We start from the raw sequence: 26,962 nt of genomic DNA on the forward strand, positions 1-26,962 counted from the left end.
GACATCGTTCACCGGATTAAATAGTATAGCAGAAGTATATGGCAGTAGAAAAAGTATGGAAGATAAAGCATGCGGACCAGGCCATCGTCGACAATATCGCACAAAGTATAAAGATACATCCTGCCCTGTGCCGGTTGCTGGCCCTGCGCGGCATGACGGACTACGACAGCTCGAAAGATTTTTTCCGGCCTGTTATGCAGCATCTTCACGACCCTTTCCTGATGAAAGGCATGCAGGTGGCGGTAGACCGCATCGGGCAGGCCATCAGCAGGGGAGAGAAGGTGATGATCTACGGCGACTACGATGTGGATGGCACTACTGCCGTATCTGTGGTATATTCCTTTTTTATCAAAAATTTTCCTGCCGGTCTTTTCAGTTTTTATGTGCCGCATCGTTATCGCGAAGGGTATGGCCTTTCGCAGGAAGGTATAGATACTGCGGAGACCCAGGGCGTGACCCTGGTGATTACCCTCGACTGTGGCATTAAATCGGTAGAACGCATAGCCTATGCGGCCGGCAAGGGTATCGACGTGATCGTATGCGATCACCATACCCCCGACGATCACCTGCCCGATGCCGTGGCTATTCTCAACCCCAAACAACACGACTGCCCTTACCCCTTTAAAGAGCTGAGCGGCTGCGGTATCGGGTACAAACTGATCAGCGCCCTGGCTCAGGTGCACCAATTGCCCGAAGAAAACGTGGTCAAATACCTGGACCTGGTAGCGACCAGTATAGCCGCCGATATCGTACCGATGGACGGCGAAAACAGGGTACTGGCCTACTATGGCATTAAACGGGCCAACGAGCAGCCCTGCCTGGCATTACAAACGATCAAACAAATGGTCAGTATAGACCGCGATCTCAATATCTCCGACCTGGTATTCATTATTGCCCCGCGCATTAATGCCGCCGGCCGTATGGACGATGCCCGTAAGGCCATCGACCTGTTTATAGAAGAAGACCCGCTGCGTTCCAAAGAGCTGGCCGAAGTATTGCATGCCGATAACTTCGACCGTAAGGAGGTAGACAAGAGTATGACCGAAGAGGCCATAAACCTGATGCAACAGGACGTAGCAGGCGCCAATAACAAGTCTACCGTGCTGTTTCAGCCCCATTGGCATAAAGGCGTGGTGGGCATTGTGGCCTCCCGCCTTATCGACCATTACTACCGGCCTACCATTGTGCTTACGGAGTCTAACGGGAAAGTAACCGGCTCGGCCCGTTCGGTAAACGGGTTTAATATTTACGAAGCGATACACCAATGCGGCGACCTGCTCGAAAACTATGGCGGGCATTACTTTGCCGCAGGTATGACCATGCACCCCGATAACCTTGCTGCCTTCCGCGAACGTTTCGAACAGGTGGTACGCGATACGATAGAGCCGGGCTCCCTGCAACCGGTTATCGATATCGATGCAGAGATCCGGCTGAGCGATATTACACCCGGTTTTTTCAATATTATCCGGCAGTTCGAACCCTATGGACCTACCAATCTCAGGCCGGTGTTTATGAGCCGGGCCGTGAGCGACTGGAAAGGATACAGCCGGGTAGTTAAGGAGATGCATATCCGCTTTGTGGTTGCCCAGCAGGAAGGGTTCAGCATAACCGGCATTGGTTTTGGCATGGTCGATAAATTCGGCCTGGTAGCCGGCGGTCAGCCCTTCGACATTATTTACACCATCGATGAAAATGAATGGAACGGATCGAAAACCCTGCAGTTAAAAGTAATTGATATCCGTGCTGCGGAAGCGCAGGCGATAAACGATAAATAACCACGATTCATGAATGTTCAGATAGAGCCCAGCTGGCAGCAAGTGCTGGCGCCGGAATTCGACAAACCTTATTTTGCCGGTATCGTACAGTATCTTAAAGCCGAAAAGGCCGCCGGTAAAGAGATCTATCCTGCAGGCCCGCTTATATTCAACGCCTTTAACCTGACCCCCTTCGACAAGGTAAAAGCGGTATTGATCGGGCAGGACCCTTATCATGGTAAGGGGCAGGCTCATGGACTCAGTTTTTCGGTGCCTCCGGGCATTAAGCCGCCGCCCTCGCTGATGAATATGTACAAAGAGCTGAAGGACGACCTGGGTATCGATGCACCGGCGCATGGTTGCCTGGAACACTGGGCCAGGCAGGGTTTGCTGATGCTCAACGCATCGCTTACCGTAGTGGCAGCCACGCCTATGTCGCACAGCAAGATAGGGTGGGAACAATTTACCGACGCGGTTATCCGTACGGTGTCTGATAAGAAGGAAGGCGTCGTTTTTATTTTATGGGGCCGGTTTGCCCAGCAGAAAGAAGCGCTGATCGATAAAAGCAAACATTTTGTATTGAAGGCTGCGCATCCCTCGCCCTTTTCGGCGCACAGCGGTTTCTTCGGCAGCAAACCTTATAGCCGTACCAATGAATTGCTGGTACAGCAGGGCAAAACGCCCATCGACTGGAACCTGGACTGAGTTTATTTTTGAAATCTATTGCGGGGCCGGGGTACGCCCGGCAGCTACCCGCGGTTTGTTTAATACAGTATCGTGAATATGGAAAAGAATGCAGAAAAATTAAGAATCGATAAATACCTCTGGTCTATCCGGGTATTTAAGACCCGGTCGCTGGCAGCAGATGCCTGCGAGGCGGGCAGGGTACGGTGGAACGGTAACCCGGTAAAGGCTTCGAAACAGGTAAATGTGGGCGAGCAATACGATATCCGTACACCCGAACGCCGCTGGAACATAGAAGTAACCGGCCTGTTGCAGACCCGCAAGGCCTATCCCGAGGCCGTTAAGTTTTATATCGATCATACCCCCGAAGAGGATAAGACCATTACCGGCAGCCAGGCTTCCAGCTTCTACACCGGCAAGCGGCTCAGTAAAGTGGGCCGTCCTACGAAACAACAACGACGGGATCTTGATGAGTTCCTGGATAATTAAGAAAAAGGCAGGGTCGTGCAGCAGCACGGCCCTGTTTTCTTTACAGGCGGACCGGCCTGTTTATGTAACCTGGTTGTTTTCTGCCACCTGAAGAAGTGATTTTCAGTACCGGGTATGTTAAAAATATTTGAAGGCCCGGCCCAACTTTTTTATGAGAAAACACTATCTTGCTAGTATACTGGCGCAATACACAAAAAAGTTGAACTAAACCCGATATGATAAGAAATATACGCACTAAGCTGACGGCGGGTCTGCTTATGTTTGCCGTGGCCCATGGTTATGCCACCGATAACCATTGGAAGCAGTTTGCCGGACGAACCGCCCCGTCCAGTCTGCCCATGACCACCAAACCCAAAGACTACAAAATATTTACGCTCGACCAGCAGAAAATGCTGGCCTTCCTGAGCAACCTCGGTACCGACTACGACAAGGGGGAGTCGATACTGCTGCCTACGCCCGATAACAAGTACCGGGCGTTCCATGTGTGGAAAACACCGATGATGGAAGAGGGACTGGCTGTGCAACATCCCGAGATCCAGACTTTTACCGCGGTAGCCGAAGACGACCAGAACGTAACGGCCAAACTCGACTATACCCTCTACGGCTTCAGGGCCCTGGTACTCGACGGCAACAGTTCTTTTATGATCGATCCGTACAGCGATGCAGCCGACGGTTATTATATTTCTTTTTACCGCAGCGATTTCCTGTCCCAAACGGTTGCCCATGCCTGCGAGGTAGGCATGTTTCCCGAACTGCAACCTTCGGATAACGCTACGCAAACCGTAACCGGCGGTCCTAAAAGCGACCTGGCCCGAACCCATGGCACCCTGCGCAGGACCTACCGTCTTGCCGTAAGTTGTACGGGTGAGTATGCCCTCGCTGCTGTCGGGCCGGGCGCCAGCAAAGCGCAGACCCTCAATAAGATCGTATCTACGGTAAACCGGGTAAACGGCGTATACGAAACAGAACTTTCGGTTTCGATGAAGCTTATCGCACGCAATTCGGACATCATTTACGTTAACCCTGTTACCGATTCCTATAACTGTAATACCAACCTGGCCTGTCTCATTAACGAGGTACAGACCAAGATTACCTCGGTGATCGGCGATCAGAACTACGACATCGGCCATATACTCTGTACGGCCGGTGGCGGACTGGCGCAGGTACGTGCCGCCTGCGGGACTGGTAAAGCCAGAGGTACCAGTACCTCCGGCGGGCCCGACGACTTCAGCACCATGTTGCATGAACTGGGGCACCAGATGGGCGCCAACCATACCTTCAGCGCCAATAGCGGCGGCTGTAACAACAACGGTAATACAGGCACAGCCTACGAAGCCGGTGCTGGCATCACGATTATGTCGTATGCCGGCCTCTGCGATCCGAACAATGTAGGCAACGGTCAAAACTTTTTCCACATCAACAGCCTGGACGAAATTACCACCTACCTGGGTGGCGCAGGCGGAACCTGCGGTACCACCACGCCGGGTACGGCAGCAGTAATGCTTCCCCAACTGGTGGATACCTATTTTATCCCGCGTAATACGCCATTCGAGCTTACCGGGCCTAAAGCAACCTCTACACAGCCTGCAGCGGCCATTACCTATAGCTGGGAGCAGTACGACCTGGGTAACTTCGGCGGTACAGAAGCCAATAACAGCGCCGCCCCTGCCGGCCCGCTGTTCAAGTGTTACCTGCCCGATACTTCCCGTTCCCGCTCCTATCCAGAGTATGGACGCATAACGAGCGGCGGTTACGGTACGGGTGCTGCCAGCGCCGGCCAGCGCCTGCCTACGGTTGCCCGCGAGGTACATTTCAAATTGGTAGCCCGGAGCAAATACCAGGGTTGGGGCACCTTTAATTTCAGCGATAAGGATATGGTGCTGAAAGCCGACCAGAGCGCTTCCGACTTCAGGGTTACCTCGCAGGCTACTGCAGAAACCTGGCAGCCGTTTACGCAGAAACGTGTGGAATGGAGTGTGGCCAATACCGATAAAGACTCCGTTAAATGTAAATGGGTAAACATCTACCTGTCGCGCGACGATGGTAAGACCTTTCCTTACCTGCTCGTGGCCAATGCCCCGAACAACGGCGCATACAATGTAACGGTACCCAATGTGTATACCCAGCAGGGCAGGATTAAGGTAAAAGGTTCGGGTAACGTGTTTTTCGATATCAATAAAGGACAACTTACCTTAAACGGCGATCCTACCGGGGTTAAAGACCTGGACCTGTATTCGGCCCTGAGCATTTATCCTAACCCGGCTACCAACCGTGTACACATCAGTGTTAAAGAGAGCTCCGGCGCTACCCTTAAAGTGATCCTGTACAATGTAGTGGGACAACGTATGTGGAGCGGCGATCTTCAAAAAGAAACAGACATTCCTGTAGCAGGCTTCGCAAGGGGCAATTATCTCCTGCAGGTAGTGAATACCAATACTGGGGCTAAATCGACCCATAAAGTTGCTTTGCAATAGCGGTTAATCAACATGTTTACCGGCGCTGCTCTCTCCAGGGCAGCGCCTTTTTTATGCCTGCAACTATAGCGGCGTATCGCCATGTTGACTTCAATCGTACATATTACCGTTTCGTCGGTTCTAATTCCTTATTGGTCGGCAAGTATAAGCAGAATGAAAATCAGGCTTGGTAATTTAGTCCCCGGACACCATTTTTAATCAATCACGAAAGCCTCTTTTATGAAATTAAAATTACTCTTACTCTCTGCCTGCTCGATGATGGCTATGGCTGCAAGCGCCAACAAGCTTACGATCACCGTACAGGACTTTAAGTTTACACCGGCCGATGCGACCATCGCACTGGGCGATACCGTACTGTTTACCTGGATCAATGGCTCGCATACGACTACCAGCAGGACTATTCCGAGCGGCGCAGCTGCCTGGGATCACCCGATGACCGCCGCCAGCACTTCGTTCCAGTACGTGCCTACGGTAGCCGGTGTATATAACTATGTATGTGTACCCCACGAATCTATGGGCCATATCGGTAAGTTTACCGTAACCGGCGGTACCGGCGTAAAAGATTACGAACTGGGCAAAACAGCGCTGGACGTATATCCTAACCCTGCATCATCCAAACTGAGCATTGTTTTTAAAGAATCTAAAAAAGCATTTGCCGTAGCCGTTACCGATATCTCCGGCAGGACCGTGATGGCTCCGCGCATGGTAAATGCCGAAGGCACTACGCTGGACATCAGCCACCTGCCCGAAGGCATGTATATAACCCGTATTGAGCAGGATGGTAAAACGCTGTTGCGCAAGTTTACCGTTGCCCGCTAAAGTTTTGTTGTGTGTTGATTGGTTTATATTGACGAAAGGCCGCCAGACGCAGGTGGCCTTTCTCTTTTTTTAATCCTCCGCTCCTTCCTGCTCCAGCCGGCGTAACAGGCCCCGGATATTTTTCAGCAGGATCTCTTTCTCCGCCAGGGCTACAGGCGCAATGATACGACGTACCGGTTCGGTATAAAACGAGGCAATGTGGGCAATGTCGGCCCCCCATTCCGTAAGTCTTACCGAATGGCTCCGCGCATCATCCGGGTCTTTGTGCCGGCCGATCATGTGCTTGCGCTCCAGCGAACGTATGGCTTCACTCACCGTGGGTTTGGTGAGCATAAAGTGCCGGGCCAGCCCGCTGATCTTTACACTTTGCGCTTCCCGGATATGGATCAGCAACTGGATCTGCAGCGGACTCAGGTCGTGCTCGCGCGCCTGCTCCCACAAGAGGGCGCGATAAGCATGGCCAATGGCTTCGAGGCCGCTTACGATCGCGGTGTCTATATCCTGCTTTTCTGAATGAGGCATGGTGGTTGCTTTTGTTAGTTTTTGGTTAAAGGCCATGGGCTTTTATAATGTTAGTAGTGCTAACTAAATGCGGCGCTGACCGGAACCGGGGTATGATCTTATCGTTAAGCGCTACAAATATAGTTTGTAATCCTAACTATTTACTGTTTTCAGGCGCGATTCCTGCTAACGCAGGTATATATGCGTTTTTTGCGCCTGTGTGGTGTTTGCCGCTTCGGTATTGATACTTATATCTTTGCGACCCTAATTGCAGATTTTATGAGTTCGAAATTTTACACAATGGCCCTGTTGGCCCTGTTGAGTTGCCAGTGCCTGCACGCGCAGGAGCCCGAAAAAGAAGAAGACGACAGCATTGATAACCCCGTAATGGAAGCGGACGGTGTGCTGTCGACAGCGCCCACCGATACCACGGGCGATAAGGTTTATTATCTCCGTCCCATTAATGATATCGTGATCCAGGAAAACCGCCTGCAGATCCCTTTTGCGGAACAGAACCGGAATATCCGGATCATCGATCAGAACCTAATCCGTACCCTGCCCGTTAAGTCGGTAAACGAATTGCTGACCTATGTATCCGGTATCGATGTGCGGCAGCGCGGCCCCTGGGGTACCCAGGCCGATATCGGCATCGATGGCGGCACCTTCGACCAGTCGCTGGTGCTGATCAACGGTATTAAGATCAGCGATCCGCAAACGGGTCATAATATGATGAACCTGCCCATTCCCCTCGACGCTATCGAACGCATCGAAGTACTGAGAGGTCCGGCCGCACGCCTGTACGGCGTTAATGCCCTGACCGGCGCCATCAACATCATTACCAAAAAGCCCACCAATACCGGTATTACCGCCCATGTGTATGCCGGCAGCAGCTTTAACCGCGATACCAGCAATAACAAGCTATACGGCGGCTACGGTGTACAGGTATCGGGCAGCCTGGCCGGCGACAATGCCCAGCATTATTTTTCGCTGGGCCGCGAGCAGGCTTCGGGGTATCGCTACAATACGGCGTTTAACAACAACAAGGCCTTCTACCAGGGCAACCTGGACCTGGGTAAGGCCAGTTCGCTGCAGCTTATGGGCGGCTTTATCTACAACGATTTCGGGGCCAATGGTTTTTATTCCGCACCGGCCGACAAGGAATCGAACGAAACGGTGCAGACCGGCCTGGCCGGCGTAGGCGCTACCATAGCCGTAAACCCGTACTGGACCATGAAACCCAGGCTGAGCTACCGCTATAACCACGACGACTATATCTTTATCCGCCAGAAACCGGAGGTATACCATAACCGGCACGAGACCCATGTAATCGATTTTGAGTTCAACAATACCTTCGACACCGACCTGGGTACTTTTGGCCTGGGGCTCGAAGCGCGCAACGAACGCATCAACAGCAGCAACCTGGGTAACTGGGAACGCACCAACTACGGCTTCTTTGGCGAGTATAGTTTTAATAAGGTGAAAAACCTGCTGGTCAATATCGGGGCCTATGCCAATTACAATTCCGACTTCGGCTGGAAAGTACTGCCGGGTATCGATATGGGCTACCGGATCTACAAGGGTTTACGGGTATTTGCCAATGCCGGCCTGGGACAGCGCCTGCCTACCTATACCGACTGGTATTATAAAGGCCCGCAGAATATCGGTAACGACAAGCTGGCGCCTGAATATTCGTACAGCGTAGAGGGCGGCTTGAAATACAACGATGAAAAATTAAACGCATCGGTTAGTTATTTCAGCCGTACTACCGACGACTTTATCGACTGGGTAAAAGATACCATAACCGCACCTTGGCAACCGGTAAACTTCCACAAGATCGTAACACAGGGATTCAGCCTCTCGGCCGACTACCGCTGGCGTAACGAAAACCGTAATGCGCCTGCCGTAGCGTTGATTACCGGCTTATCCTATACTTACCTGCAATCGACCATTAAAGACGAAAATAAGGGCGGGGCTACAGAACAGCTTTCCCGTTATGCGCTCGAAAACCTGAGGCACCAGCTCTGTGTTAACGCCAACCTCGAATTGTTCAGGATGATCAATGTAACCCTCGCAGGCCGCTACCAGCAACGGGTCAATTACAAGGATTACACCCTGCTCGACGCCCGCGTGGCCTTTACCCGCAAGGTATGGAGCGTATATGCCGACATTACCAACCTGACCAATGTGCAATATATCGAAGCCGGCGCCGTACCGATGACGGGGCGCTGGTTTACCCTGGGCTTTAAATGGGCCTGGTGGCAACACTAATCTTCCTCTTTATCATACTCCTAGCACAAAAAGAGCAGCGCCCGGCGCTGCTCTTTTTGGTATTATGTTTTTTTAATTATTTGTAACAAAATATTATATTTGTAATACCTGAAAATACGACTATGAGAAACATTTTATGGCTTTTAGCCCTGCTTGGTGCAGGATGGCAAGCACAAGCGCAGGTTCAATCTTCCTGCCAATCGACCGCAGTCCTGCAAACCCTTTACGGCAAAGACATAGCGCATATGGCGCTGGTTTACCTGTACGACATGAATTTGCCCGATACGGCGTTGATCGACATCCCGCAACCTTATATCGATTCGGTAGAACGGGCCATGGCGGCGGTTTTTAATTTGGATAACCAGCTGGAGGCCGACTCGGTAATGCGCCGGCACTGTATCCGCCAGGATCGTCGCATCGAGCCCCAGCACCTGTCCGGCGCCCGCAACGGCGTTTTCCTGCGGGTAAAAATAGATACCTCCAAAACCTGGACGAATGGTTGGAGCAGTCTTAATGCCGTTACCGGTTATGCCGCACTGGATGGGCTAATGGCGCATTACAACTTCTGGGTAGAAAATTATACTGGTGTCGCAGGCTCCCTATACGACCACTCCGCTACCATCCGTACTGACCGGATCATCAATGCCAAGGCCTTTGCCGATAGCCTGTCGAAGCTGGAGGGTATTCAGCATGTCTGGTATGTACCTGCCGCCGGCGATGGTAATTATATCCACTACGGTTGCGATAACGGCGTGGCCTATCTGTTATTCCGGCTGGGCTGGGCCGATTGTCCGCTGGGCTGTACGGCCGAGAAACTTTGGTACTACAGAGTAGACACCCAGTGCCGGGTTACGCTGGATTCCGTAAAGACCTTCCCGGCGCCCGGTACTTACCCTGTCCCCAGCAACTGTGGTATTACCGGCTTCCGGGATCCGCAGCAGGATATCGCTGTTTCCGTTTATCCCAATCCTACCACAGGCGGCGTATTGCTGCAAACCAGCGGCAATAAAAGTTACGACTACAAGCTGCTGGACCAGCAGGGTAGGGTATTGCTGAAAGGCAGGGTAAATGGTAAGGAAACTTTACGGCTGGATGCTTATGCTAAAGGTATTTACCTGCTGCGCCTGTCCGATGCAGGCGGTAAAGGGCGTAGCGAAAAGATCCTGTTGCAATAGCAGGGCTTAACGCAGTAAACCTATATTTTGAAAAAAGAGCAGGACCGGAAGTCCTGCTCTTTTTGGATGTTATCTTTTTTTATTTTTCGTAACAAAAAATTATATTTGTAATACAAAAAAATAACCACCCTATGAAACAAGTATTATGGATTTTAGCCCTGCTTTTTGCAGGATGGCAAGTGAATGCGCAGGTACCCTCATCCTGCCTGACCAATACGGAACTGGAAGCGCTTTACAGGAAAGATATAGCACACATGGCCCTGGTTTATATGTACGAAACACATGCATCCGACACTACGCTTATCGACATTCCCCAACCCTATATCGATTCCGTAAAAAGAGCCATGGCAGCCGTTTTTAACCTTGGCGCCCAACTGGAAGCCGATTCTGTAATGCGGCGTCATTGTATCCGGCAGGACCGGCACATGGAGGGCTTTCATTTATCGGGCGCCAGGAATGGCGTTAACCTGTACGTAAAGGTAGATCCTTCCAAGACCTGGACCGACGGTTGGAAAAGTCTAAATGCCGTTACCGGTTATGCTACACTGGATGAGTTAATGGCCCATTGCGGCTTCCAGGTAACCGGGTTCAATAATACATCGGGCACGGCCAATATCAAAACCGCCGAGATCATCAATGGCAAAGCCTTTGCCGATAGCCTGCTGAAGCTGGACGGTATACTGGAGGTCTCTTTTATACCGGCTGTGGGGGATGGTAATTATATCCGCTACACGTACAATAACGGCGCGGCTCACCTGGTGTTCCGCCTGGGTTGGGGCGATTGCCCGTCGGGCTGCACGGGCAACAAGCTATGGTATTATACCGTAGACGGGCAGTGCCGGGTTACCCTGGACTCCGTACGCACCATCCAGGCGACTGGTACTTACCCTGTTCCCAACAACTGTGGTATAACCGGGTTCCGCGATCCGCAACAGGATATCGCTGTTGCCGTTTATCCCAATCCTACCACAGGCGGCGTATTGCTGCAAACGAGCGGCAATAAAAGTTACGACTACAAACTGATGGACCAGCAGGGCAGGGTATTGCTGAAAGGCAAGGTAAATAGTAAGGAAACTTTACGACTGGACGCTTATGCCAAAGGCATTTACCTGCTGCGCCTGTCCGATGCAGGCGGTAAAGGACGTAGCGAAAAGATCCTGTTGCAATAGCAGGACTTAACGCAGTAAACCTATATTTTAAAAAGAGCAGGACTTCCGGTCCTGCTCTTTTTTGATGTCATCAAAGCCGTTCTGGTACCTGTTCCAGGTACAGCTGTATTTTATCGCTTACCGGTGTGAGCGGTACCCGGTCCTGCGTGGCCAGCCGGTCTATAAATAAAGTGCCGCGTATATGATCCGTTTCATGCTGGAAAATAACGGCGGTATATCCTTCCACCATCTCTTCGCGCCGTTGTCCTTTGCTATTGGTATACCGGACCCGGATCGTATAGTTCCTCAGCACCTCTTCCTTACCGCCGGGTACCGAGAGGCAGCCTTCCTTCCCTTTTTTCAGCAGGGCCGAGCGCCAGGTAATTTCAGGGTTGAGGTAGAGTTCGAAGGGTTTGCCTGCTTTATCGAAGCGCTGTACCCAGAAGAGGTTGCGATTAATGCCTACCTGGGGCGCCGCGATACCCACACCCGGGTTGGCGGTGTCGCGCATGGCCAGGTACATGCGCCTGGCCAGCAGGGGCAGCAGGGGATCGGCGGGGTTGATGTCCTGCGAATTACGTTTGAGTACCAGGCTGTCGCCGGGCCGGTCGATCTGTATTACCCGCAGTTTTGTAGCGGTATCGCCCGAGGTGATCAGCGCCTTTTCACCGGCACTCAACCGTTGTGCAGCGGCGCCGGGAACCAGGCCTGCCAGCAACAATCCTGAAAATAAAAACTTCTTCATAGTTTATACGATGGTACTGTTGGATTAAGGTATGAAATTAAGGCATTTATGTATAATGCCCGCCAGGTAAGGCCTGCAGCGGACATAATTCCTGCATAAACTTGTTTGTTTGGGCCGGTCCATTGTATATTTGCGAAAAAATACATATATGGATTACAAAGAATAAATTATACAACAGGTAATGTTTTGGTAACATTAGTTTGGCAATTTTGCCCTATAATTAAACAATCGGATATGAGGTTAAAATTCAACATGCTCTTCCTCCTGCTCTTTGCATTTACGGGCTGGAGAACATTTGCACAGGTTACCACTGCCGGCCTTACCGGCTTCATTAAGGACCAGGAAAACAAGGGGTTGCCCGGCGCAACGATCAAGGCGACCCACGTACCTTCGGGAACGAGGTACGGCACCATGACGCAAACCGATGGTAACTTTATCATCCAGGGTATGCGTGCCGGTGGTCCCTACACCGTAGAGATCACCTATATTGGTTTCGCCCCCAAAAAAGTAGAGGGTGTTTACCTGGTACTCGGCGAAAATTTTGTACTGAACGAAGGTATCAGCCCCGGCGAAGATGGCGAAACCATTAAAGAAGTACAGGTAGTCGCCAACAAAAGCAAACTGCTGAATAGCGAAAGGACCGGCGCTGCGACCAATATCAGCTCCACCAATATCGCCAGGATGCCTACACTGAACCGTAGCCTGTCGGACATGACCCGTTTATCGCCCCAGGCCAGCGGTGTGGCAACACCCGCAAGCAGCAGCGGCGGTTTTGCAGGTCGCGATGGCCGTTATAACAATACCCAGATCGATGGCGCCAACTTCAACAATGGCTTTGGTCTGAGCTCCGATCCCATGCCGGGTGGTGGCAACCAGCCCATCTCTCTCGATGCGATCGAAGAAGTACAGGTAAATATCGCGCCCTACGACGTACGCCAGACCGGCTTTACCGGCGCCGGTATCAACGCCGTTACCCGTAGCGGTACCAACGAAGTTACCGGTTCTATCTATGGTTACTTACGTCCAAACAGCTTTACCGGCTTAAACGTCGGCAGCGATAAACTGGATAAGACGGCACGTACTTCCAACAAAATTATCGGTGCAAGGCTTGGCGCGCCACTGATCAAAAACAAATTGTTCTTCTTCGGAAACTTTGAATATGAAAACAGGCAGTCGAGCGGTAATACCTGGTTGGCCGACCGGGGCGTAAAGGGTGCTAATATTACCCGTGTAGCAGCTTCCGATCTCGATGCCGTAAGCAACCTCCTGAAAACCAAATATGGTTACGACCCGGGCGCTTACGAAAACTACGCCAACAATTACCAGAACAAAAACTTTAAAGCGTTGCTCCGCCTCGACTGGAACATCAGCGATAAACATAAGTTTACCCTGCGTTACAACCAGATGACCGGTACCAGCGAACAGGGTACCAATAACAACTCCGGTCCTAACAAACGTTCTTCTGTAAACAGGATCAGCAGCGAGTCGATTGCTTTTGAGAATGCCAACTACTCGTTCAAAAACAAAGTACACTCCCTTACTGCCGAACTGAACAGTAATTTCTCTTCCAAAATTTCCAACCAGTTCCTGGCTACCTACAGCCGTATCCAGGATACCCGCGAAACACCGGGCGCCCTGTTCCCCTTCGTGGATATCTGGAAAGACGATAAGAATTACATGAGTTTCGGTACCGAACTGTTCTCTTACAACAACGACGTAATCAACCACAACTTCTCTTTTACCGATAACTTTACTTACCTCACCGGTATCCACACCATTACAGCGGGCCTGAGTTTCCAGACCATGAGTTTTGGTAACAGCTATATGCGTATGGGCACCTCCTACTACAGGTTTGCTTCTGTAGCCGACTTCCTGAATGGTGGTAAGCCTTCTGTTTACGGTATTACTTATCCTTTCGACGGAAGCGATGGTTATGCCAAAGTAAAATTCGGTATGGGCGGCGCTTATGCCCAGGACCGCCTGGCCCTGAGCCAGAACTTCAACCTGACCGTAGGTCTGCGTGTAGATCTGCCGCTGTTCCTCGACAACCCGCCTAACAACCCGGCACTGGATACCTTATCCCTGCTGGATCAAAACGGTAACCGCACTACTTATACTACCGCACAATGGCCTAAATCCAAACCATTATTCTCGCCACGTGTCGGCTTTAACTGGGACGTAATGGGCGACCGTAGCCTGCAGGTACGTGGCGGTACCGGTATCTTTACCGGTAATATACCGTTTGTATGGTTTACCAATATGCCTACCAATGCCGGTGTACTGCAAAATACCTTCGAACCGGTGGATAGCGCTACTTTAAGCAAGATTACCCATTTCGAAAAAGATCCGGAGTACTGGGTAAACCAGCTGCCGGATAAATTCCCTAAAAAACCAGGTACCAAAGCACCGGGCAGCGCTGCCCTGATCGACCGCGATTTCAAAATGCCACAGATCTGGAGGTCTAACTTCGGTGTGGACTATAAGATCCCGGGAACTCCTTTAGTAGCTACTTTCGACGTTATCTACAATAAAGACATCAACGCGATCTACCAGTTCAACGCTAACCGTAAACCGGCTGCAGGTGTACTGAATTACTCCGGCGATAACCGCGAATTCTGGAATGGCGCCAACAATGCCCGTTACAACGCGGCAACCGGCAACATCATCCCCGTGCTGAGCAATACCAGCAAAGGATACTCTGTAACCACTTCTATCGGTGTTACCCTTACACCATGGCATGGTTTCTCCGGAACCCTGTTCTACACCTACTCCGGTGCTAAAGACATTAGCGGTAACCCTGGTTCTGCCGCCGGTTCTGCCTGGAGCAACAACTACTCGATCAACGATCCGAACGAGCAACTGATGGGCTACTCTCAATATGCCGTGCCACACCGTATCATCGGTTCGCTGTCTTACCGTAAAGAATACCTGGGTCACCTGGGTACTACGCTTTCCCTGTTCTTCCAGGGTGCTAACCAGGGCCGCTTTGCCTATACCTATAACGGTGATATCAATGCCGACGGGGTAAGTCTCGACCTGTTGTATGTACCGAAAAATTCTGCCGATCTGAACTTTGCCGAATACAGCGTGAAATATAAAGACGCGAACAATGCAGAGCAGACGGTAAAATTCACACCTGAGCAGCAACGCCAGGCTTACGACCAGTTCGTAAACAACGAGAAAGCGCTGCGCGACAGCAAAGGCAAATATGTAGAGCGTAACAATGGCCTGATGCCCTGGATGAACCGCTGGGATTTCCGTTTACTGCAGGACATCTTTACCGGTGTCGGTAAAAACGACCGTCGCCACACGCTGCAATTCAGCCTCGATATCCTGAACGTAGGTAACCTGCTGAACAAAGACTGGGGACTGTACAAGCAGCTCAACGGTGGTTCTGACTACAACTACGCCCTGCTGAGCGTAACCAAAGTAGATGCAACCGGCGTGCCTACTTTCAATATGATCAATATTAAAGACAACGCAGGCAGGCCCGTACTGCCTACCACACCGTACCGCAACCTCTTCAGTGCTTCCAACACCTGGGGTATGCAGATCGGTCTGCGTTATACCTTCTAAGCGGGAACTACTTCCTGCCCCCATACCAACAGGCAGCCGTACCCTACGGCTGCCTGTTTTTTTTCGTAAAGCTAAAATGCTGAAAAGTAAGGCATTGGATTTTTGGGCGATGTTATTTATTGTTGATTTTCAGTTGTTTGTTGGTATCGATTACTGCCTGTTAAGCATTCTTAAAAGGATGGGAGATACTGGCTGAAAGGGATATCTTTGAAAATATCTAAAATTAACTCCTATGAAAAAGACCATTCAGAAAAAACTTACCCTGGACAAAAAAGTGATCAGCAACCTGGCCCTGCAACAGCAACAGGCCGTACTGGGCGGTAAATCGGGTTACGAATCGATTTGCTACTGTACCGGCGGCTGCGCTACGCACCCGGGCGTATGCGCCTGATCTACCGGGGGGCAACGGTTCTATCCGTTGCCTGGTAAAATAAAAAAAGCAACCCGGACCGGGTTGCTTTTGCTATAAAATAAGGGGGTGTATTTATTCTTCTTCGGTGGCAGCGGCGGCTGTACCTTTTTTTACTTTATCTCCTTTTTTCTTACCGCGGTTATCGCGGGCCATCCTGGAGTAGATCGATATGTCTTTGCTGAACAGGAACTGGAACAGGAGCACGGTATAAGAAGTATGGTACCCGAGTGTATTGTAATAATTGCCGGCAAATTTCCTGATCTTAGGCAGTTTGTTCCAGGGCACGGACGGGAAGTCGTGGTGCTCGTTATGATAGCCGACATTCAGGTTTACGGTATTCAGCGGACCATAATAACTTTTGGTTTCCTGGTCGCCATGGGTAAGGAAGTGCTCCTGTACCCAGCGTGCGCCCAGGGGGTGCAGGCCGATCGAGAAGAAGAAGCTGGCTACGAGGTATACCGTGGCTTTAGCGCCAAAGAAATACACGATCGCGCCCATAAATACAATTTGTATGATCCAGTTCAATACCGTCCACTTATCGAAAATAGAGATCTCTTTGGTAAGACGTAAAGGGCGCAGGGCCTGGAATACAGGGTAGAACAGCAGCCACAGGGCCTTGCCCACCGGCGCATTATTGATCAGCTTGGCTTCCCAGCGGAAGGGCATATCGGCATCTACCGCTTCCACACCCTGGAAGGAATGGTGTTTGAGGTGATACTTGGTAAAGGAGATCGAGCTCGGAAATACCTGGGGCAGGTTAGCGATCAGGCTGGCAATGGTGTTCAGCGTCCTGTTTTTGAATACCAGGTTATGGGAGCATTCGTGTACACATACATACAGCGTATGGCAGGCAAAGGCGCCTACCAGGTAAGCAACGATAAACACGATCCACCACGACACGTCTTTCAGAAAATACGACAGTGCGATCTGGATGCCTACGCATAAAAGAATGACTAAAAAAGTATAAGGGTTCCGTCCGATCAGCGATCGTATTTCCGGGTGATTCTGGATGATTTCTTTCGTCCGTGCTTTATGTGGCTCGGGGTCCTCAGACCAGCGAAAAGAGGTTAATTTTGCCATCTCAATATTTAATCTTTAAATGAATCTTCAAAAGTAACAAATTCGTAATAATTTTGACTTAGCATTTTCCTATCCGCTCATTTTTTCAAACCTCCTCAATTCATGCGCCGCTTACTTGGCTTGCTTTTCCGTTGGTTCCTGCAGGGTCTGATCATTATCGGTCCTATCGGGATTACGGCATACACGATCTATATTGTTTTTACCAGTGTCGATAACCTTATCCCCATCGGCAATATTCCCACGGGCATCGGGTTTGTATCCGTCGTGCTTATCATTACCCTGATCGGTTATATGGGTACCCGGTTTTTTATAGGCCGCTGGCTGGTAGAGGCTTTTGGTCACCTGCTCGAGCATACGCCCGGTATAAAGCATATTTACTCTGCGGTAAAAGACCTGTTGGATTCTTTTATGGGCGATAAGAAGAAATTCAATAACCCGGTTTGGGTAAAAACGAATGCAGAACCTGAGATCTGGCGCATTGGCTTTCTCACCCAGAACGACCTGGCGGCAATGGGGCAGCCGGGTAAGGTAGCCGTATACCTGCCGCATTCCTATGCTATTTCCGGTTGGGTAATTATTGTGTCGGAGGACTATGTAAAGCCGGTATTGGAAATGAATGCCGCCGAAGCCATGAAGTTTGCGGTAAGCGGGGGAGTAGCCGGGCATGGTACTGTCGAGCAGCACCACACCGGGCTTTAATTTTTTTTCGTGACTAGTGTTTGGTCAGTAGTACAGTGGCATACGCCATTACGCCTTCTTCGCGGCCTACAAATCCCATTTGTTCGGTAGTGGTCGCTTTAATGGATATTTCGTCCCGTGATATGCCCAGGGTAGCTGCTATCGCCTCTTTCATTTTTGGGATATGTGGTTTCAGTTTGGGCTCCTGCAGGCATACTGTAGAGTCGATATTGACGATCCAGTATCCTTTTTCCTTTACCAGGTTGTAACAGCGGCGCAGCAGCACCTTGCTGTCTATGCCTTTATACTTCATATCCGTGTCGGGAAAGTGGGTGCCGATATCGCCCAGGCTTACCGCCCCGAGCAGGGCGTCGCAGATCGCGTGTAATAAAGTGTCGGCATCCGAATGGCCTACCGCGCCTTTCGTATGCTCCAGCTGGATGCCGCCCAGCCAGAATGGAATCCCCGTTTCCAGTCGATGAAAATCAATGCCGTTTCCGATACGTAATTGCATGGTGAAAAAATGAATTAAGGTGTTGTGAATAGACCGTTTACAATAATAACTGCAGGAGATGAAACCCGCAGTTATAGCAAAAATAAAAAAGCCTCTTTTACTTTGCAAATGTAAAAAGAGGCTTTTATATTAAATTAATCTCTTTTATCAGAGATTGTTAGGTAAGGTGGCAGATTAACTTCGGAAACACACAGCCAATTGATATTGCCCCGGTAGATCCGCCACCTTAGTATCTTGTGCTTGTTTATCCTTCTTTCTTGCCAAAGGCGCCTTTGTCGAAGTCGAAGGTAAGCGAGAAACGCAGGGTATTGGAAAGCGGGTTACGCGCTACACCGGAACCCGAAGGTACCAGGTAGGAGAAGTTAAGACCGAATACGCTGTAACGTACGCCCAGACCACAGGTAAAGTACTGGCGGTCGCCGTTGTTTTTGTTTTCGTAGAAATAACCGGCACGTACGGCAAACTGATCCTGGTACCAGTACTCACCACCTACGGATACGGTAGTACCATAACCCGGAGGCGCTTTACTGAAGGAGCTCAGCATACCGGAGATTACCCCTTTTTCAGGCAGGGCCAGCGAATCGCCATTAACGCCTGCATAGGTAACGGGGGCAGGTACCAGGGCCTTGTTCAGGTCCAGGGAGCCGGTAATTTTATTGTAGTTGTCGATTTTGTAAGTATAAGCAACACCGATACCCAGGTTTACCGGAAGGAAGTCCCTGCGGGTTTCGGAATAGCTGATCTGGGAACCTACGTTGGAAAGCACGGCGCCGGCAGAGAATGTTCCGCTGCGCTCTTCGCTGATCTCTTTTGTTTTGCTATAGAAAACACCGATATCGCCGGCAAAAGCCTTACCGGGTTTGTAGCTGGCAGAGTTGTCCTGGGCAGCACCGGCGGCGATATTAGAGCTGATATAACGCAGGGTTACACCTAACGACAGGTAAGGAGAGAACCGGCGGGAGTAACCTACGTCGAAGGAGAATTCCCTGGGTTTACCACTTCCTGCAGGCGTAGCGTCGATGGTTGTATAGTCGATATTACCGAGGTTGAAATAACGGAGTGAGCCACTGATCGCCTGGTCGTTGTTTTCACCGAATTTTTTATAAAGAGATACATAACCCAGGAATACGTCGGGAACGAGATCCTTTAACCAGGGGGTATATGTTACTGATGCACCGAAATCCTTTGTGTTGGTTGCCACCTTGGCCACGTTCCAGTACTGGGCGTTGGCATCCGGAGACAAAGCAATACCCACATCACCCATTGCACCGCTGCGGGCATCCGGGGAGATTCGCAAAAAGGGAACCGCAGTGGTAATTGTACCTACCTGCCCGTTTAACCCTGTTTTTTGTGCATACGATCCTGTAGCCATCAAACCGGATAATACGGTTATCCCGGCAATTGCAAAGCGTTTAGCCATTCTTCTTCTTAATTTGTTAGGAAATAGTAATAATAGTTAATGTAGATATATTGCTGCTATAGGCTATGGATTATATTTTACTATCCTTTCGTTTAGGGAGGGCAAAGATAAGGGATTTTATAAAAAACTAGTTTAAACTTATGGTAACCGGCCGGCGGTATTTCCGGACAGCCGGTTACCAGAGTTATTAACGGAGCAGGACCAGTTTTTGGTATGCTGTGGCTGAAATTCCTTTTTCGGTTTTGGCGGTAAGACGATAGAAATAAACGCCTTTTGCCAGCCTGTAGCCGCCATAACCGCAGCCGTCCCAGGTAATTTCGGTACGGTTGCCTTCGGCTTTAAAGCTCTGTTGTATGGTTCTTACCAGGCCGCCCGCGGTATTGAATATCTGCAGGGTCACGTCCATCTGTTCGCCTTCCTGGTTGTGCTGGAATACAATTTGGGTCTTATCCTCAACCGGGTTGGGGTAGTTGTACAGGTCGCTGATAAAGCCGGCACCTTTGTTTTTTACTTCAAAGTGTACGATGCCTTCTCCCGAGTTATTGTACACATCCCAGGCCTTAACGCGGATGGTATGCTTGCCGTCGGGCAGGTTGTACAGCGGAAAATTAATATAACCATTACGGTAATCATTTTCCAGCGGGGTATAATAATCGTTCATGGTCATCGGGTTCTGCACATCTTCATCGAGGATGGCTACGATATCGTGCCCGATCGCACTACCCGAAAAGTTAATACCGTTATCGTCGTACAACTTTACAAACAGCAGCGGGTTGGGGCCGGTTACGCCACCGTCGCGGAACTTGTCGTTATCGATATAAGGCTGCACTACGGGACCTTCGTTATCAACTTCGGCATCGGTATTGTAACCGCCTACGGTGATATTGGTATCGATGCCCGAAGCATCGGTTGTTTCACTGTTGGCATAATAGCTTATTTTACCCAGGCCGTAATCATAGTTCAGGTCTTTGGGCGCCACGAAGGTAACGCTGAATACCCCGTTGGTAACCGTTCCCCTTGTCTTGGCAATGGTATTGGTCTGCACTTTAAACGATGGGGTAACGCCAACTACCGTAGGGCGGCTGTTGATGGTTTGTACAGAACGTACCTTGTCGAAAATAGACACATATACTTCGCCGTTAAAGTCGGTCAGTACATTGTTGTTCTTATCGGTTATCGAACCGGTCAGTTTATAACGTCCCAGTGCTGCAATGGTATCGGAGGGTATGGAGCTGCCGTTGTTCTCGAAGAATACCTTGTCGGTACGCACTTTATGCACCGGCATCTGCAGTTTAAGCGCCGGGTCGCCAAGCACTACGTATTTGTGGTTGTTACTGCTGGCGCCCGGTGTAGCCGTGGCATTTTTTGCAGCGGCCAGGGCCTCGCCCAGTGTGCGCCAGTTGCCCGAACTATTGGGCGTAAACTGCATACGGGTATAGGCTTTGTTCACTTCTGTATTCTGGAACTGGTATACCACCTGTGTGGTGGTGATCATGGCAATGGAGCCGCCTTCCGGATTAAGCATAAGCCTGGCGCCTGCAGAGCGGTGTCCCGGATCGTCGAACCGGCCAAAGTCGCAGGTTGCGGTAACAATAACCGGCAGCTTATTCTTATTGGTCCAGGAGCCGTAATCGTCGGCCGTAAGGATCGCTTCTTCTGCCCAGCGGTCGGGGTTGCCGTGGCCACTGTAGCTCATCAGGAAGGTACCGTTATAGATCTGGTCGTTAATGGTTTTGTTTACGGAGGGATAGCGCGCACCGCTCGGTGTGTTCACTACTGGGAAAGCGTCGGAGTAAATCTTGTACAGGTTATATTGCCTGTCCGACAGGCGGAAAAAGTCGCTTACGGTTTCGCAATCCATCAGGTGGTTCATACCGCCGGGACCTTTGTCCTTATCGTCGGCTACATAAGATACAACGTTTTTCCAGGGACCGAACGAATTGGGGCTGGCGTAGTTTTTGATCTTCTGTACCGCTTTCAGGGCTTCATCCAGGTTGTAGGCCGGTATACGCCCGGTACCGATATCGAGCGCGCCCACATCATCTATGTTATCGCCGTCATCGAGCAGGGCATAGAAGTCGTCGGAACTGTAAGCTCCGCCGCTAAAGCTTTCGCTGATCACGCTTTCGTAAGTCTGGAAGGTGGGTACGAGATTGGTATTGTAAGCCAGGCGGTTTTTATAGTCGTACGAGGCAGCACCGAACAGCAATACGTTCTTGATCATATCCTCTTCGCTGGATGCGCGTTCGTAAAACATTTTTATAAAGTTGCGGATGCCGCCTATGTCCTGTCCGCCCGAAGAGAATTCGTTATAGATCTTGTCGAGGGTGGCTACCGTAACGGTAATGTTATCATGTTGGCGGTGGAAGTCCGCAAGGGCTTCTGCCGCTGGTTTCAGGCTGTCGTTGGTAATGATCAGCAGGTCGGTGGGTCCGAGGCCGTGCAGGTTCTGGTTGGCCACCAGTGCGGGTGAGGCTGCTGTCGGGGTATTGTACTGCGCACCGTCGAAGGCAATAAATTCGCGCAGGCGGTTGCCTTCCCGTACTACCGTATAGTCGCTGCCGTTGAGGGAGCCCGTAAGCGCTACCGGCGCCAGGGGATTGGTTACTTCCCATACATTCAGCCCGGCAGTGGCATTGCTGATCTTAAAGGCCGCTTGCTGTCCGCTGCCCAGGCCCGCGGTTTCCCAATCGCGGAAAGAGAGTTGGTTTACGCCGGCCATCGATAAATTACGGCGGTAGTTGAACCGGATATAATCGACATAGGCAATACCGGTACCGCCCGATTGGTAAGACAGTTGTACGGTAAGGTTGCCGGTGCCCGGGTTGATCGTAAGGGCATCGCTGCCCAGAGCCGCGGCTACAGCTGCAAAGCTATTGCCTTGCGTACCCAGTGCAAAGTTTTTGGCTACTACGTTATTGAAGCTCAGCCGCAGGTTATTGCTCGCAGCATCGCTGGTATTGCCTACATAGGCTTCTACGGTTATCGGACCGGCAACATTGCCCAGGTTCACGTTAAAGGAAGGGTTCAGTGAGCTGCTGTTTACTGAGCTCATCCGGTGGCCCCACCACACTTTACCGATGCCGCCGATATTGAAACTGTCCACATCATCGGCGTAATAATCGTTGAAGGTGGTACTGGTAACGTTTGCGGTGCCGGTTGCCGCCTCTGTCTGGATGCGTTTACCGGGTCCCAGGTCATAGTTCAGGAAATAGTAGCTGTAATCTTCGTAGTAGTTGTTGCTGTGTACAAATCGCTGCCGCACCGAGTCTTTTTCCCAAAGGCGCGGGCCGTTGGCATAGAAAAGCACATAGTCGCCCTGGGCAAAAGAAGAGCCGGCACTGTGCACACTGATGGCATTTTCGACCAGGTCGTCAGGTTGGGTGCTGTCTGCTTTTTCGGGCAATACTGTGCCCCCGTTGCCATAGATCCGGATATTGGCCGGATTGATGCTTCCGGGGCTGATACCCAGGCTTTGCAGGAAGGCATAGTCGATTTTGTAAATGCCGCGGGCCGGTACCTTTATCTTGTACCAGGTGCCGCTGTTCAGGATCGAGGTGTTGACCAGGGTGGGTTTATGGGCATTACCGCCTTGGGGCGTAGTGCCTTCTTCAAACTGGGTAACCTCCAGGTCGTAAGCCTGGAGCCTTTCGATACGGCCGTTCAGTTTGCGGTAGGCTGGAATGGTAATATAGGCGACCGGGCGTTTGCGCTCCCGGGTTACGATCACATCCGGTTCGAAGGTGTTGCTGGCCGGCGTCTGCAACGGCAGGCCGGCGACAACAGTGGCACGTACATTGCTCATTTTTATAAGCGGCGTCCTGTCGCTTTCCAGGTATATTCTCTGGGTAAGGGTACCCTTGCTGCTGATATCTGCCGGATCGACCTGGGCCGCGCTTGTTGTCACCTTCGTGTTTTGCTGTGCAACAACAACCGCACCGGTACTGCATAACATCCACAGGCACACTAAAAACTTGTTCATTCCAGAATAAAATTATTTGAAAATAATAAAGCAGTTTTTATATTAAACGAAAACTGCCGCCCAAAAAGTATCAGGACCTGATGGGTTCTCAAAATTACGATAAAACAGACATATTACGGGCGCAAATTCGTTAGGGCCGGCAACGATGCCGGTCGCATATAATAAAGCCTGCAGCATATCCGAAAGGTTATCCTGCAGGCATTTATGGTGTTATTTTGTATGTTTTTTATTTATATTTTTAGCGATGCCCGCTTTTATATCCTGTTCAGGATGCGGCTTACCGAACGGCGCAGCAGGAGCCAAAGCAGCGCCAGGATCAGTACCAGCAGTACCGGCAGTATCCAGGCATCGGTAATACTGATCCGGAGTTCCATTTTGCTGAGCCACTGCGCCAGTACCAGGTGGCAGGCCAGTGCAATACCGGCCGCCACGATTACTGCCGAGCCGAGCCAGGGCAGGAAGAAACGGTTCAGTATTTTCTTCAGTGTTTTGGGCGCATAACCCAGTTGTTTCATCAACCGGATATGGCCTGCAGCACGTTGTACCGTAAGCTCGATAAAAAGAATAAAAGCCAGCACGGCCATACCCACCACGATAAGCGCCACGGCGCCCACCGAGGTCACGATAGCCTGTACCGCGGTACGGATGCGGTTCCAGCGCAACTGGTCCTCGTTGGTGGTATAGTTTTTGGCTTTCAGGAAGTCTACAAAACGTTGGTCCGAAGGGTCCTTTACTTTCAGGATAAGGCGCGACGAACGGTTGGCGGTAGTATCGCCGTAACGCTTGTTCATGGCCTGCATAAAGCCCTGGGGCACCAGCACCGAACTGATGCGGTCGGTAAAGCCCACAATCTGTGCACGGTATTGCTCCTTGCCCTTGGCTACCGTAATCTGGAACGGAATGGCCTTGATCGAGGATTGGGAAAGCTGCGGCAGGCCCTGGCTCAGGGCAAAGCCGTAGTTATACAGGTTCAGGAAGTCGTTGGACATAATGATCGGCAGGGTAGGCTGCCCATCCTGCCAGGACCAGTCTTCTGGTATGGCATCGAGGTATTTGTCGTCGACCGATTCCAGGAACATTTCTGTATAAAAACCCAGGTTGCCACCCAGGCTGGCCGATACCGGGTAACGGTTGGCTGTGAGCGGGCCCACTTCGCTTACACCGGGCAATTGCCGCAGTTGGGTGATATCGGTTTCGGTAAAGAGATTCTCGACCGTATTGCGCTGCATGCTTTCATTGGTCACTTTTTTACCAATCACCACAAACGACGACATACTTTCCTGTTTGTCTTTACCCGAAAGTACCTGGTTGAAATCGGACCAGGCCAGCGCTGCGGCAAAGAGCAGCAGCAGCCCGATACAGAGTGCTGCCCAGGATCCGTACATCCGGGCTTTCTGGCTGCCCGGCCTTAGTAATTTCAGGATAATCTTGTTTTGTTGCATGTATTCAGATAAAGATAGTGTGCCGGTTAGCGCCGGAAGATCAGCGAATATACGGTCTGGTTGTCGTTTTCGTCGCTTGCCGTTATCACCAGTTTGTGGTTGCCCGGCGTGCAGTGCTCATCAAAAGTATAGGTATAGGTATTACCCGCTCTTACAAAACAAAGCCAACGGCCATCGAGCTCGGCCCTGAACTGTTTTACGGAAGTCATTTTATCGGTTACCTTAAACCGGATGTTTTTGGCTTTGCTTAAATCCGGGCCTTTCTGCAGCGGCTGCAATACCGGTGGTACGGTATCCACGCCTACGCAATAATTGCCGAAGGTACGTACCGGGGCCCAGGCCCAGCCTTTATCGTAGCGGGCCGCAGCGCCGTCCTGCGGGTTATTGCCGGGTAGTGAAGCGGCCTTGATATGATGGATAAAAACGAGTTTGTTGCGCAGGTCGAAGGGCAATGCCTGGTTGATCTTGAGACCGAGATCAGTACTGCTTTGCAGCGGTATCTTGGCATCGTGCAGCTGCAGCACATCCGAATAGTATTGTTTGGACGGACTTTCGGTATAGCGGAAACAGATCCTGTCGTAGAGGGCCTGCTCATCGGTTACGAACGAGGTATTGCGGGTTTGCAGGGCGTTGCTTTTACCCGGCATCCAGGTATTGGTGCAGGTTTTAACCGTGGTTTTGCCAGCATAACTTACCGTAAAGTTTACCTGGGCTTTGTTGCGATGGGCATCTTCGAGCTCGATGCGTACCTGGTGCTCTTTACCATCGCTTATATCCAGCATGCCGTTCTGTGTATTAAGATCGGTGTATACATCCAGCTTATTGCCTGGCAGGCGATACAGGCCCTGGTACCAGGTGCCTTTTTCTTCCTTGGTCTTAAAATCGGCATAGGCATTTACATAACGGTTCTGCGCAAAGTCGATCTCGCGCAGTTCTGTTGCGGCCTGCAGGGTTTCGTCGAGGTAGAGTTTCATGCGGTATACGCCCAGCCAGTTGGTACTGTTGTTGATATAGTCCTGGGCCTGGATACCGATATACAGGTGCGGACTACTGCTTTTGTAAGCGCCCGTCTTGGTGGTATAACCACTGCCTTTTTTCAACAGGGGAATAAGCGCCGGTTGTTGTTCATAAATACTTTCATCGGCGTTGTACACGGCGATGCTCCTGGCTTCCGGCGCACGGGTATCGGTAATGGGCAGGCCAAACAACATGCCATTCAGCACATGCCCGCTCGTATTGCTCCGGATCTCGAAATGCAGGTGCGGACCGGTACTGCCGCCAGTGGTGCCGGAGTAGGCCACCAGTTGTCCCTTTTTTACGGCAAAACGGTTGGCCGGTAAAGACAGGTCGCAGCTCCAGCTTTCCTGTTCGTACTGCTTTTGTTTCAGGTATTGCTGCAGTTCGGGGTAAAAGTCGTTGAGGTGGCCGTATAAGGTCGTATAACCGTTGGGATGGGTAATGTAAATAGCATTGCCATAACCTGCGTGGGAGATGGTAATACGCGATACATAACCTTCGGCCGCAGCATACACGGGCATGTTTTCCTGCTGGTTGGTTTTGATATCGATGCCGGTATGAAAGTGATTGGGCCTGCACTCGGCAAAGCCGCCTGCGAGGGATATGGGAATGTCGAGCGGGTTACGGAAATAGTTTTGCGGATAGTCCGGCTCCCCCTGCGACCATGCCGCAAGCGGAAGCATACAACATAAAACAGCGCTGGTTAACTTCATGCCTTTTGGGTAATAATACGCCTGCCATCAGGCCGGCGTGGTTACAGGATAATACTGCAAGATAAAATATA

General features: G+C 50.9%; 19 protein-coding genes. 11 read left to right on the top strand and 8 right to left on the bottom strand.

Annotated elements, in window-relative coordinates:
* Nucleotides 1-38: 38 nt before the first annotated feature.
* The 5 genes from recJ to B0I18_RS05360 all read left to right on the top strand — a co-directional run bounded on the left by recJ (nt 39) and on the right by B0I18_RS05360 (nt 6,220).
* Nucleotides 39-1,775: a single-stranded-DNA-specific exonuclease RecJ gene (gene recJ, locus B0I18_RS05340; protein ID WP_106521599.1), complete on the top strand. Its 1,737-nt coding sequence runs from the start codon at nt 39-41 to the stop codon at nt 1,773-1,775.
* Nucleotides 1,776-1,784: 9 nt separating this feature from the next.
* Nucleotides 1,785-2,459: a uracil-DNA glycosylase gene (gene ung / locus B0I18_RS05345; protein ID WP_106521600.1), complete on the top strand. Its 675-nt coding sequence runs from the start codon at nt 1,785-1,787 to the stop codon at nt 2,457-2,459.
* A gap of 78 nt (nt 2,460-2,537) precedes the next feature.
* Nucleotides 2,538-2,927 carry an RNA-binding S4 domain-containing protein gene (locus tag B0I18_RS05350; protein WP_106521601.1) on the top strand — a complete coding sequence of 130 codons (390 nt, stop codon included), beginning with the start codon at nt 2,538-2,540 and terminating at the stop codon, nt 2,925-2,927.
* 215 nt (nt 2,928-3,142) lie between these two features.
* Nucleotides 3,143-5,401, top strand: coding sequence for a zinc-dependent metalloprotease (locus B0I18_RS05355; RefSeq protein WP_106521602.1), 2,259 nt, complete (start codon nt 3,143-3,145; stop codon nt 5,399-5,401).
* A gap of 219 nt (nt 5,402-5,620) precedes the next feature.
* On the top strand, nt 5,621-6,220 hold the full coding sequence (locus B0I18_RS05360) for a T9SS type A sorting domain-containing protein (RefSeq protein ID WP_106521603.1): 600 nt from the start codon (nt 5,621-5,623) through the stop codon (nt 6,218-6,220).
* Between the two features lie 69 nt (nt 6,221-6,289).
* Here the strand turns inward: B0I18_RS05360 and B0I18_RS05365 are convergent, their stop codons facing one another.
* Nucleotides 6,290-6,742 (bottom strand): MarR family winged helix-turn-helix transcriptional regulator, encoded by a 453-nt coding sequence (locus B0I18_RS05365; RefSeq protein WP_181358345.1) that lies wholly within the window; start codon nt 6,740-6,742, stop codon nt 6,290-6,292.
* A gap of 258 nt (nt 6,743-7,000) precedes the next feature.
* Between B0I18_RS05365 and B0I18_RS25035 the strand changes: the two genes are divergently transcribed.
* The 3 genes from B0I18_RS25035 to B0I18_RS05380 all read left to right on the top strand — a co-directional run bounded on the left by B0I18_RS25035 (nt 7,001) and on the right by B0I18_RS05380 (nt 11,333).
* On the top strand, nt 7,001-8,989 hold the full coding sequence (locus B0I18_RS25035; RefSeq protein ID WP_181358346.1) for a TonB-dependent receptor plug domain-containing protein: 1,989 nt from the start codon (nt 7,001-7,003) through the stop codon (nt 8,987-8,989).
* A 122-nt stretch (nt 8,990-9,111) separates the two neighbouring features.
* Nucleotides 9,112-10,164: a T9SS type A sorting domain-containing protein gene (locus B0I18_RS05375; protein ID WP_106521606.1), complete on the top strand. Its 1,053-nt coding sequence runs from the start codon at nt 9,112-9,114 to the stop codon at nt 10,162-10,164.
* Nucleotides 10,165-10,295: 131 nt separating this feature from the next.
* Nucleotides 10,296-11,333 carry a T9SS type A sorting domain-containing protein gene (locus tag B0I18_RS05380; protein ID WP_106521607.1) on the top strand — a complete coding sequence of 346 codons (1,038 nt, stop codon included), beginning with the start codon at nt 10,296-10,298 and terminating at the stop codon, nt 11,331-11,333.
* Nucleotides 11,334-11,403: 70 nt separating this feature from the next.
* Here B0I18_RS05380 and def read toward each other — a convergent pair whose 3' ends face one another.
* On the bottom strand, nt 11,404-12,057 hold the full coding sequence (gene def / locus B0I18_RS05385; protein WP_106521608.1) for a peptide deformylase: 654 nt from the start codon (nt 12,055-12,057) through the stop codon (nt 11,404-11,406).
* Between the two features lie 234 nt (nt 12,058-12,291).
* Here def and B0I18_RS05390 point away from each other — a divergent pair, with 234 nt between their 5' ends.
* Both B0I18_RS05390 and B0I18_RS25040 read left to right on the top strand, forming a co-directional pair.
* Nucleotides 12,292-15,633 carry a TonB-dependent receptor gene (locus B0I18_RS05390; RefSeq protein ID WP_106521609.1) on the top strand — a complete coding sequence of 1,114 codons (3,342 nt, stop codon included), beginning with the start codon at nt 12,292-12,294 and terminating at the stop codon, nt 15,631-15,633.
* A 232-nt stretch (nt 15,634-15,865) separates the two neighbouring features.
* A complete protein-coding gene (locus tag B0I18_RS25040; RefSeq protein ID WP_181358347.1) occupies nt 15,866-16,024 on the top strand; it encodes a class I lanthipeptide in 159 nt (52 codons plus the stop codon).
* Nucleotides 16,025-16,117: 93 nt separating this feature from the next.
* On the opposite strand, the gene B0I18_RS05395 is transcribed toward B0I18_RS25040, so the two are convergent.
* Nucleotides 16,118-17,125, bottom strand: coding sequence for a fatty acid desaturase (locus B0I18_RS05395; RefSeq protein WP_106521610.1), 1,008 nt, complete (start codon nt 17,123-17,125; stop codon nt 16,118-16,120).
* A gap of 102 nt (nt 17,126-17,227) precedes the next feature.
* Here B0I18_RS05395 and B0I18_RS05400 point away from each other — a divergent pair, with 102 nt between their 5' ends.
* Nucleotides 17,228-17,824 carry a DUF502 domain-containing protein gene (locus B0I18_RS05400; RefSeq protein WP_106521611.1) on the top strand — a complete coding sequence of 199 codons (597 nt, stop codon included), beginning with the start codon at nt 17,228-17,230 and terminating at the stop codon, nt 17,822-17,824.
* Between the two features lie 13 nt (nt 17,825-17,837).
* On the opposite strand, the gene ispF is transcribed toward B0I18_RS05400, so the two are convergent.
* The 5 genes from ispF to B0I18_RS05425 all read right to left on the bottom strand — a co-directional run bounded on the left by ispF (nt 17,838) and on the right by B0I18_RS05425 (nt 26,891).
* Nucleotides 17,838-18,317: a 2-C-methyl-D-erythritol 2,4-cyclodiphosphate synthase gene (ispF, locus tag B0I18_RS05405; protein WP_106521612.1), complete on the bottom strand. Its 480-nt coding sequence runs from the start codon at nt 18,315-18,317 to the stop codon at nt 17,838-17,840.
* A gap of 244 nt (nt 18,318-18,561) precedes the next feature.
* On the bottom strand, nt 18,562-19,737 hold the full coding sequence (porV, locus tag B0I18_RS05410; RefSeq protein WP_106521613.1) for a type IX secretion system outer membrane channel protein PorV: 1,176 nt from the start codon (nt 19,735-19,737) through the stop codon (nt 18,562-18,564).
* 187 nt (nt 19,738-19,924) lie between these two features.
* Nucleotides 19,925-23,719 (bottom strand): type IX secretion system sortase PorU, encoded by a 3,795-nt coding sequence (gene porU, locus B0I18_RS05415; RefSeq protein WP_106521614.1) that lies wholly within the window; start codon nt 23,717-23,719, stop codon nt 19,925-19,927.
* Between the two features lie 254 nt (nt 23,720-23,973).
* The gene (locus B0I18_RS05420) at nt 23,974-25,161 is read right to left on the bottom strand and encodes an ABC transporter permease family protein (RefSeq protein WP_106521615.1); all 1,188 of its coding nucleotides are present in this window, start codon (nt 25,159-25,161) and stop codon (nt 23,974-23,976) included.
* Between the two features lie 26 nt (nt 25,162-25,187).
* The gene (locus B0I18_RS05425) at nt 25,188-26,891 is read right to left on the bottom strand and encodes a M23 family metallopeptidase (RefSeq protein ID WP_106521616.1); all 1,704 of its coding nucleotides are present in this window, start codon (nt 26,889-26,891) and stop codon (nt 25,188-25,190) included.
* Nucleotides 26,892-26,962 lie beyond the last annotated feature (71 nt).

Origin of the sequence: Taibaiella chishuiensis (assembly GCF_003014535.1) — a bacterium.
Classification (GTDB): domain Bacteria; phylum Bacteroidota; class Bacteroidia; order Chitinophagales; family Chitinophagaceae; genus Taibaiella; species Taibaiella chishuiensis.

Bases quoted from the DNA above. Each gene is read 5' to 3' on its own strand.
- recJ (WP_106521599.1), top strand. From the start codon at position 39: ATGGCAGTAGAAAAAGTATGGAAGATAAAGCATGCGGACCAGGCCATC.
- ung (WP_106521600.1), top strand. From the start codon at position 1,785: ATGAATGTTCAGATAGAGCCCAGCTGGCAGCAAGTGCTGGCGCCGGAA.
- B0I18_RS05350 (WP_106521601.1), top strand. From the start codon at position 2,538: ATGGAAAAGAATGCAGAAAAATTAAGAATCGATAAATACCTCTGGTCT.
- B0I18_RS05355 (WP_106521602.1), top strand. From the start codon at position 3,143: ATGATAAGAAATATACGCACTAAGCTGACGGCGGGTCTGCTTATGTTT.
- B0I18_RS05360 (WP_106521603.1), top strand. From the start codon at position 5,621: ATGAAATTAAAATTACTCTTACTCTCTGCCTGCTCGATGATGGCTATG.
- B0I18_RS05365 (WP_181358345.1), bottom strand. From the start codon at position 6,742: ATGCCTCATTCAGAAAAGCAGGATATAGACACCGCGATCGTAAGCGGC.
- B0I18_RS25035 (WP_181358346.1), top strand. From the start codon at position 7,001: ATGAGTTCGAAATTTTACACAATGGCCCTGTTGGCCCTGTTGAGTTGC.
- B0I18_RS05375 (WP_106521606.1), top strand. From the start codon at position 9,112: ATGAGAAACATTTTATGGCTTTTAGCCCTGCTTGGTGCAGGATGGCAA.
- B0I18_RS05380 (WP_106521607.1), top strand. From the start codon at position 10,296: ATGAAACAAGTATTATGGATTTTAGCCCTGCTTTTTGCAGGATGGCAA.
- def (WP_106521608.1), bottom strand. From the start codon at position 12,057: ATGAAGAAGTTTTTATTTTCAGGATTGTTGCTGGCAGGCCTGGTTCCC.
- B0I18_RS05390 (WP_106521609.1), top strand. From the start codon at position 12,292: ATGAGGTTAAAATTCAACATGCTCTTCCTCCTGCTCTTTGCATTTACG.
- B0I18_RS25040 (WP_181358347.1), top strand. From the start codon at position 15,866: ATGAAAAAGACCATTCAGAAAAAACTTACCCTGGACAAAAAAGTGATC.
- B0I18_RS05395 (WP_106521610.1), bottom strand. From the start codon at position 17,125: ATGGCAAAATTAACCTCTTTTCGCTGGTCTGAGGACCCCGAGCCACAT.
- B0I18_RS05400 (WP_106521611.1), top strand. From the start codon at position 17,228: ATGCGCCGCTTACTTGGCTTGCTTTTCCGTTGGTTCCTGCAGGGTCTG.
- ispF (WP_106521612.1), bottom strand. From the start codon at position 18,317: ATGCAATTACGTATCGGAAACGGCATTGATTTTCATCGACTGGAAACG.
- porV (WP_106521613.1), bottom strand. From the start codon at position 19,737: ATGGCTAAACGCTTTGCAATTGCCGGGATAACCGTATTATCCGGTTTG.
- porU (WP_106521614.1), bottom strand. From the start codon at position 23,719: ATGAACAAGTTTTTAGTGTGCCTGTGGATGTTATGCAGTACCGGTGCG.
- B0I18_RS05420 (WP_106521615.1), bottom strand. From the start codon at position 25,161: ATGCAACAAAACAAGATTATCCTGAAATTACTAAGGCCGGGCAGCCAG.
- B0I18_RS05425 (WP_106521616.1), bottom strand. From the start codon at position 26,891: ATGAAGTTAACCAGCGCTGTTTTATGTTGTATGCTTCCGCTTGCGGCA.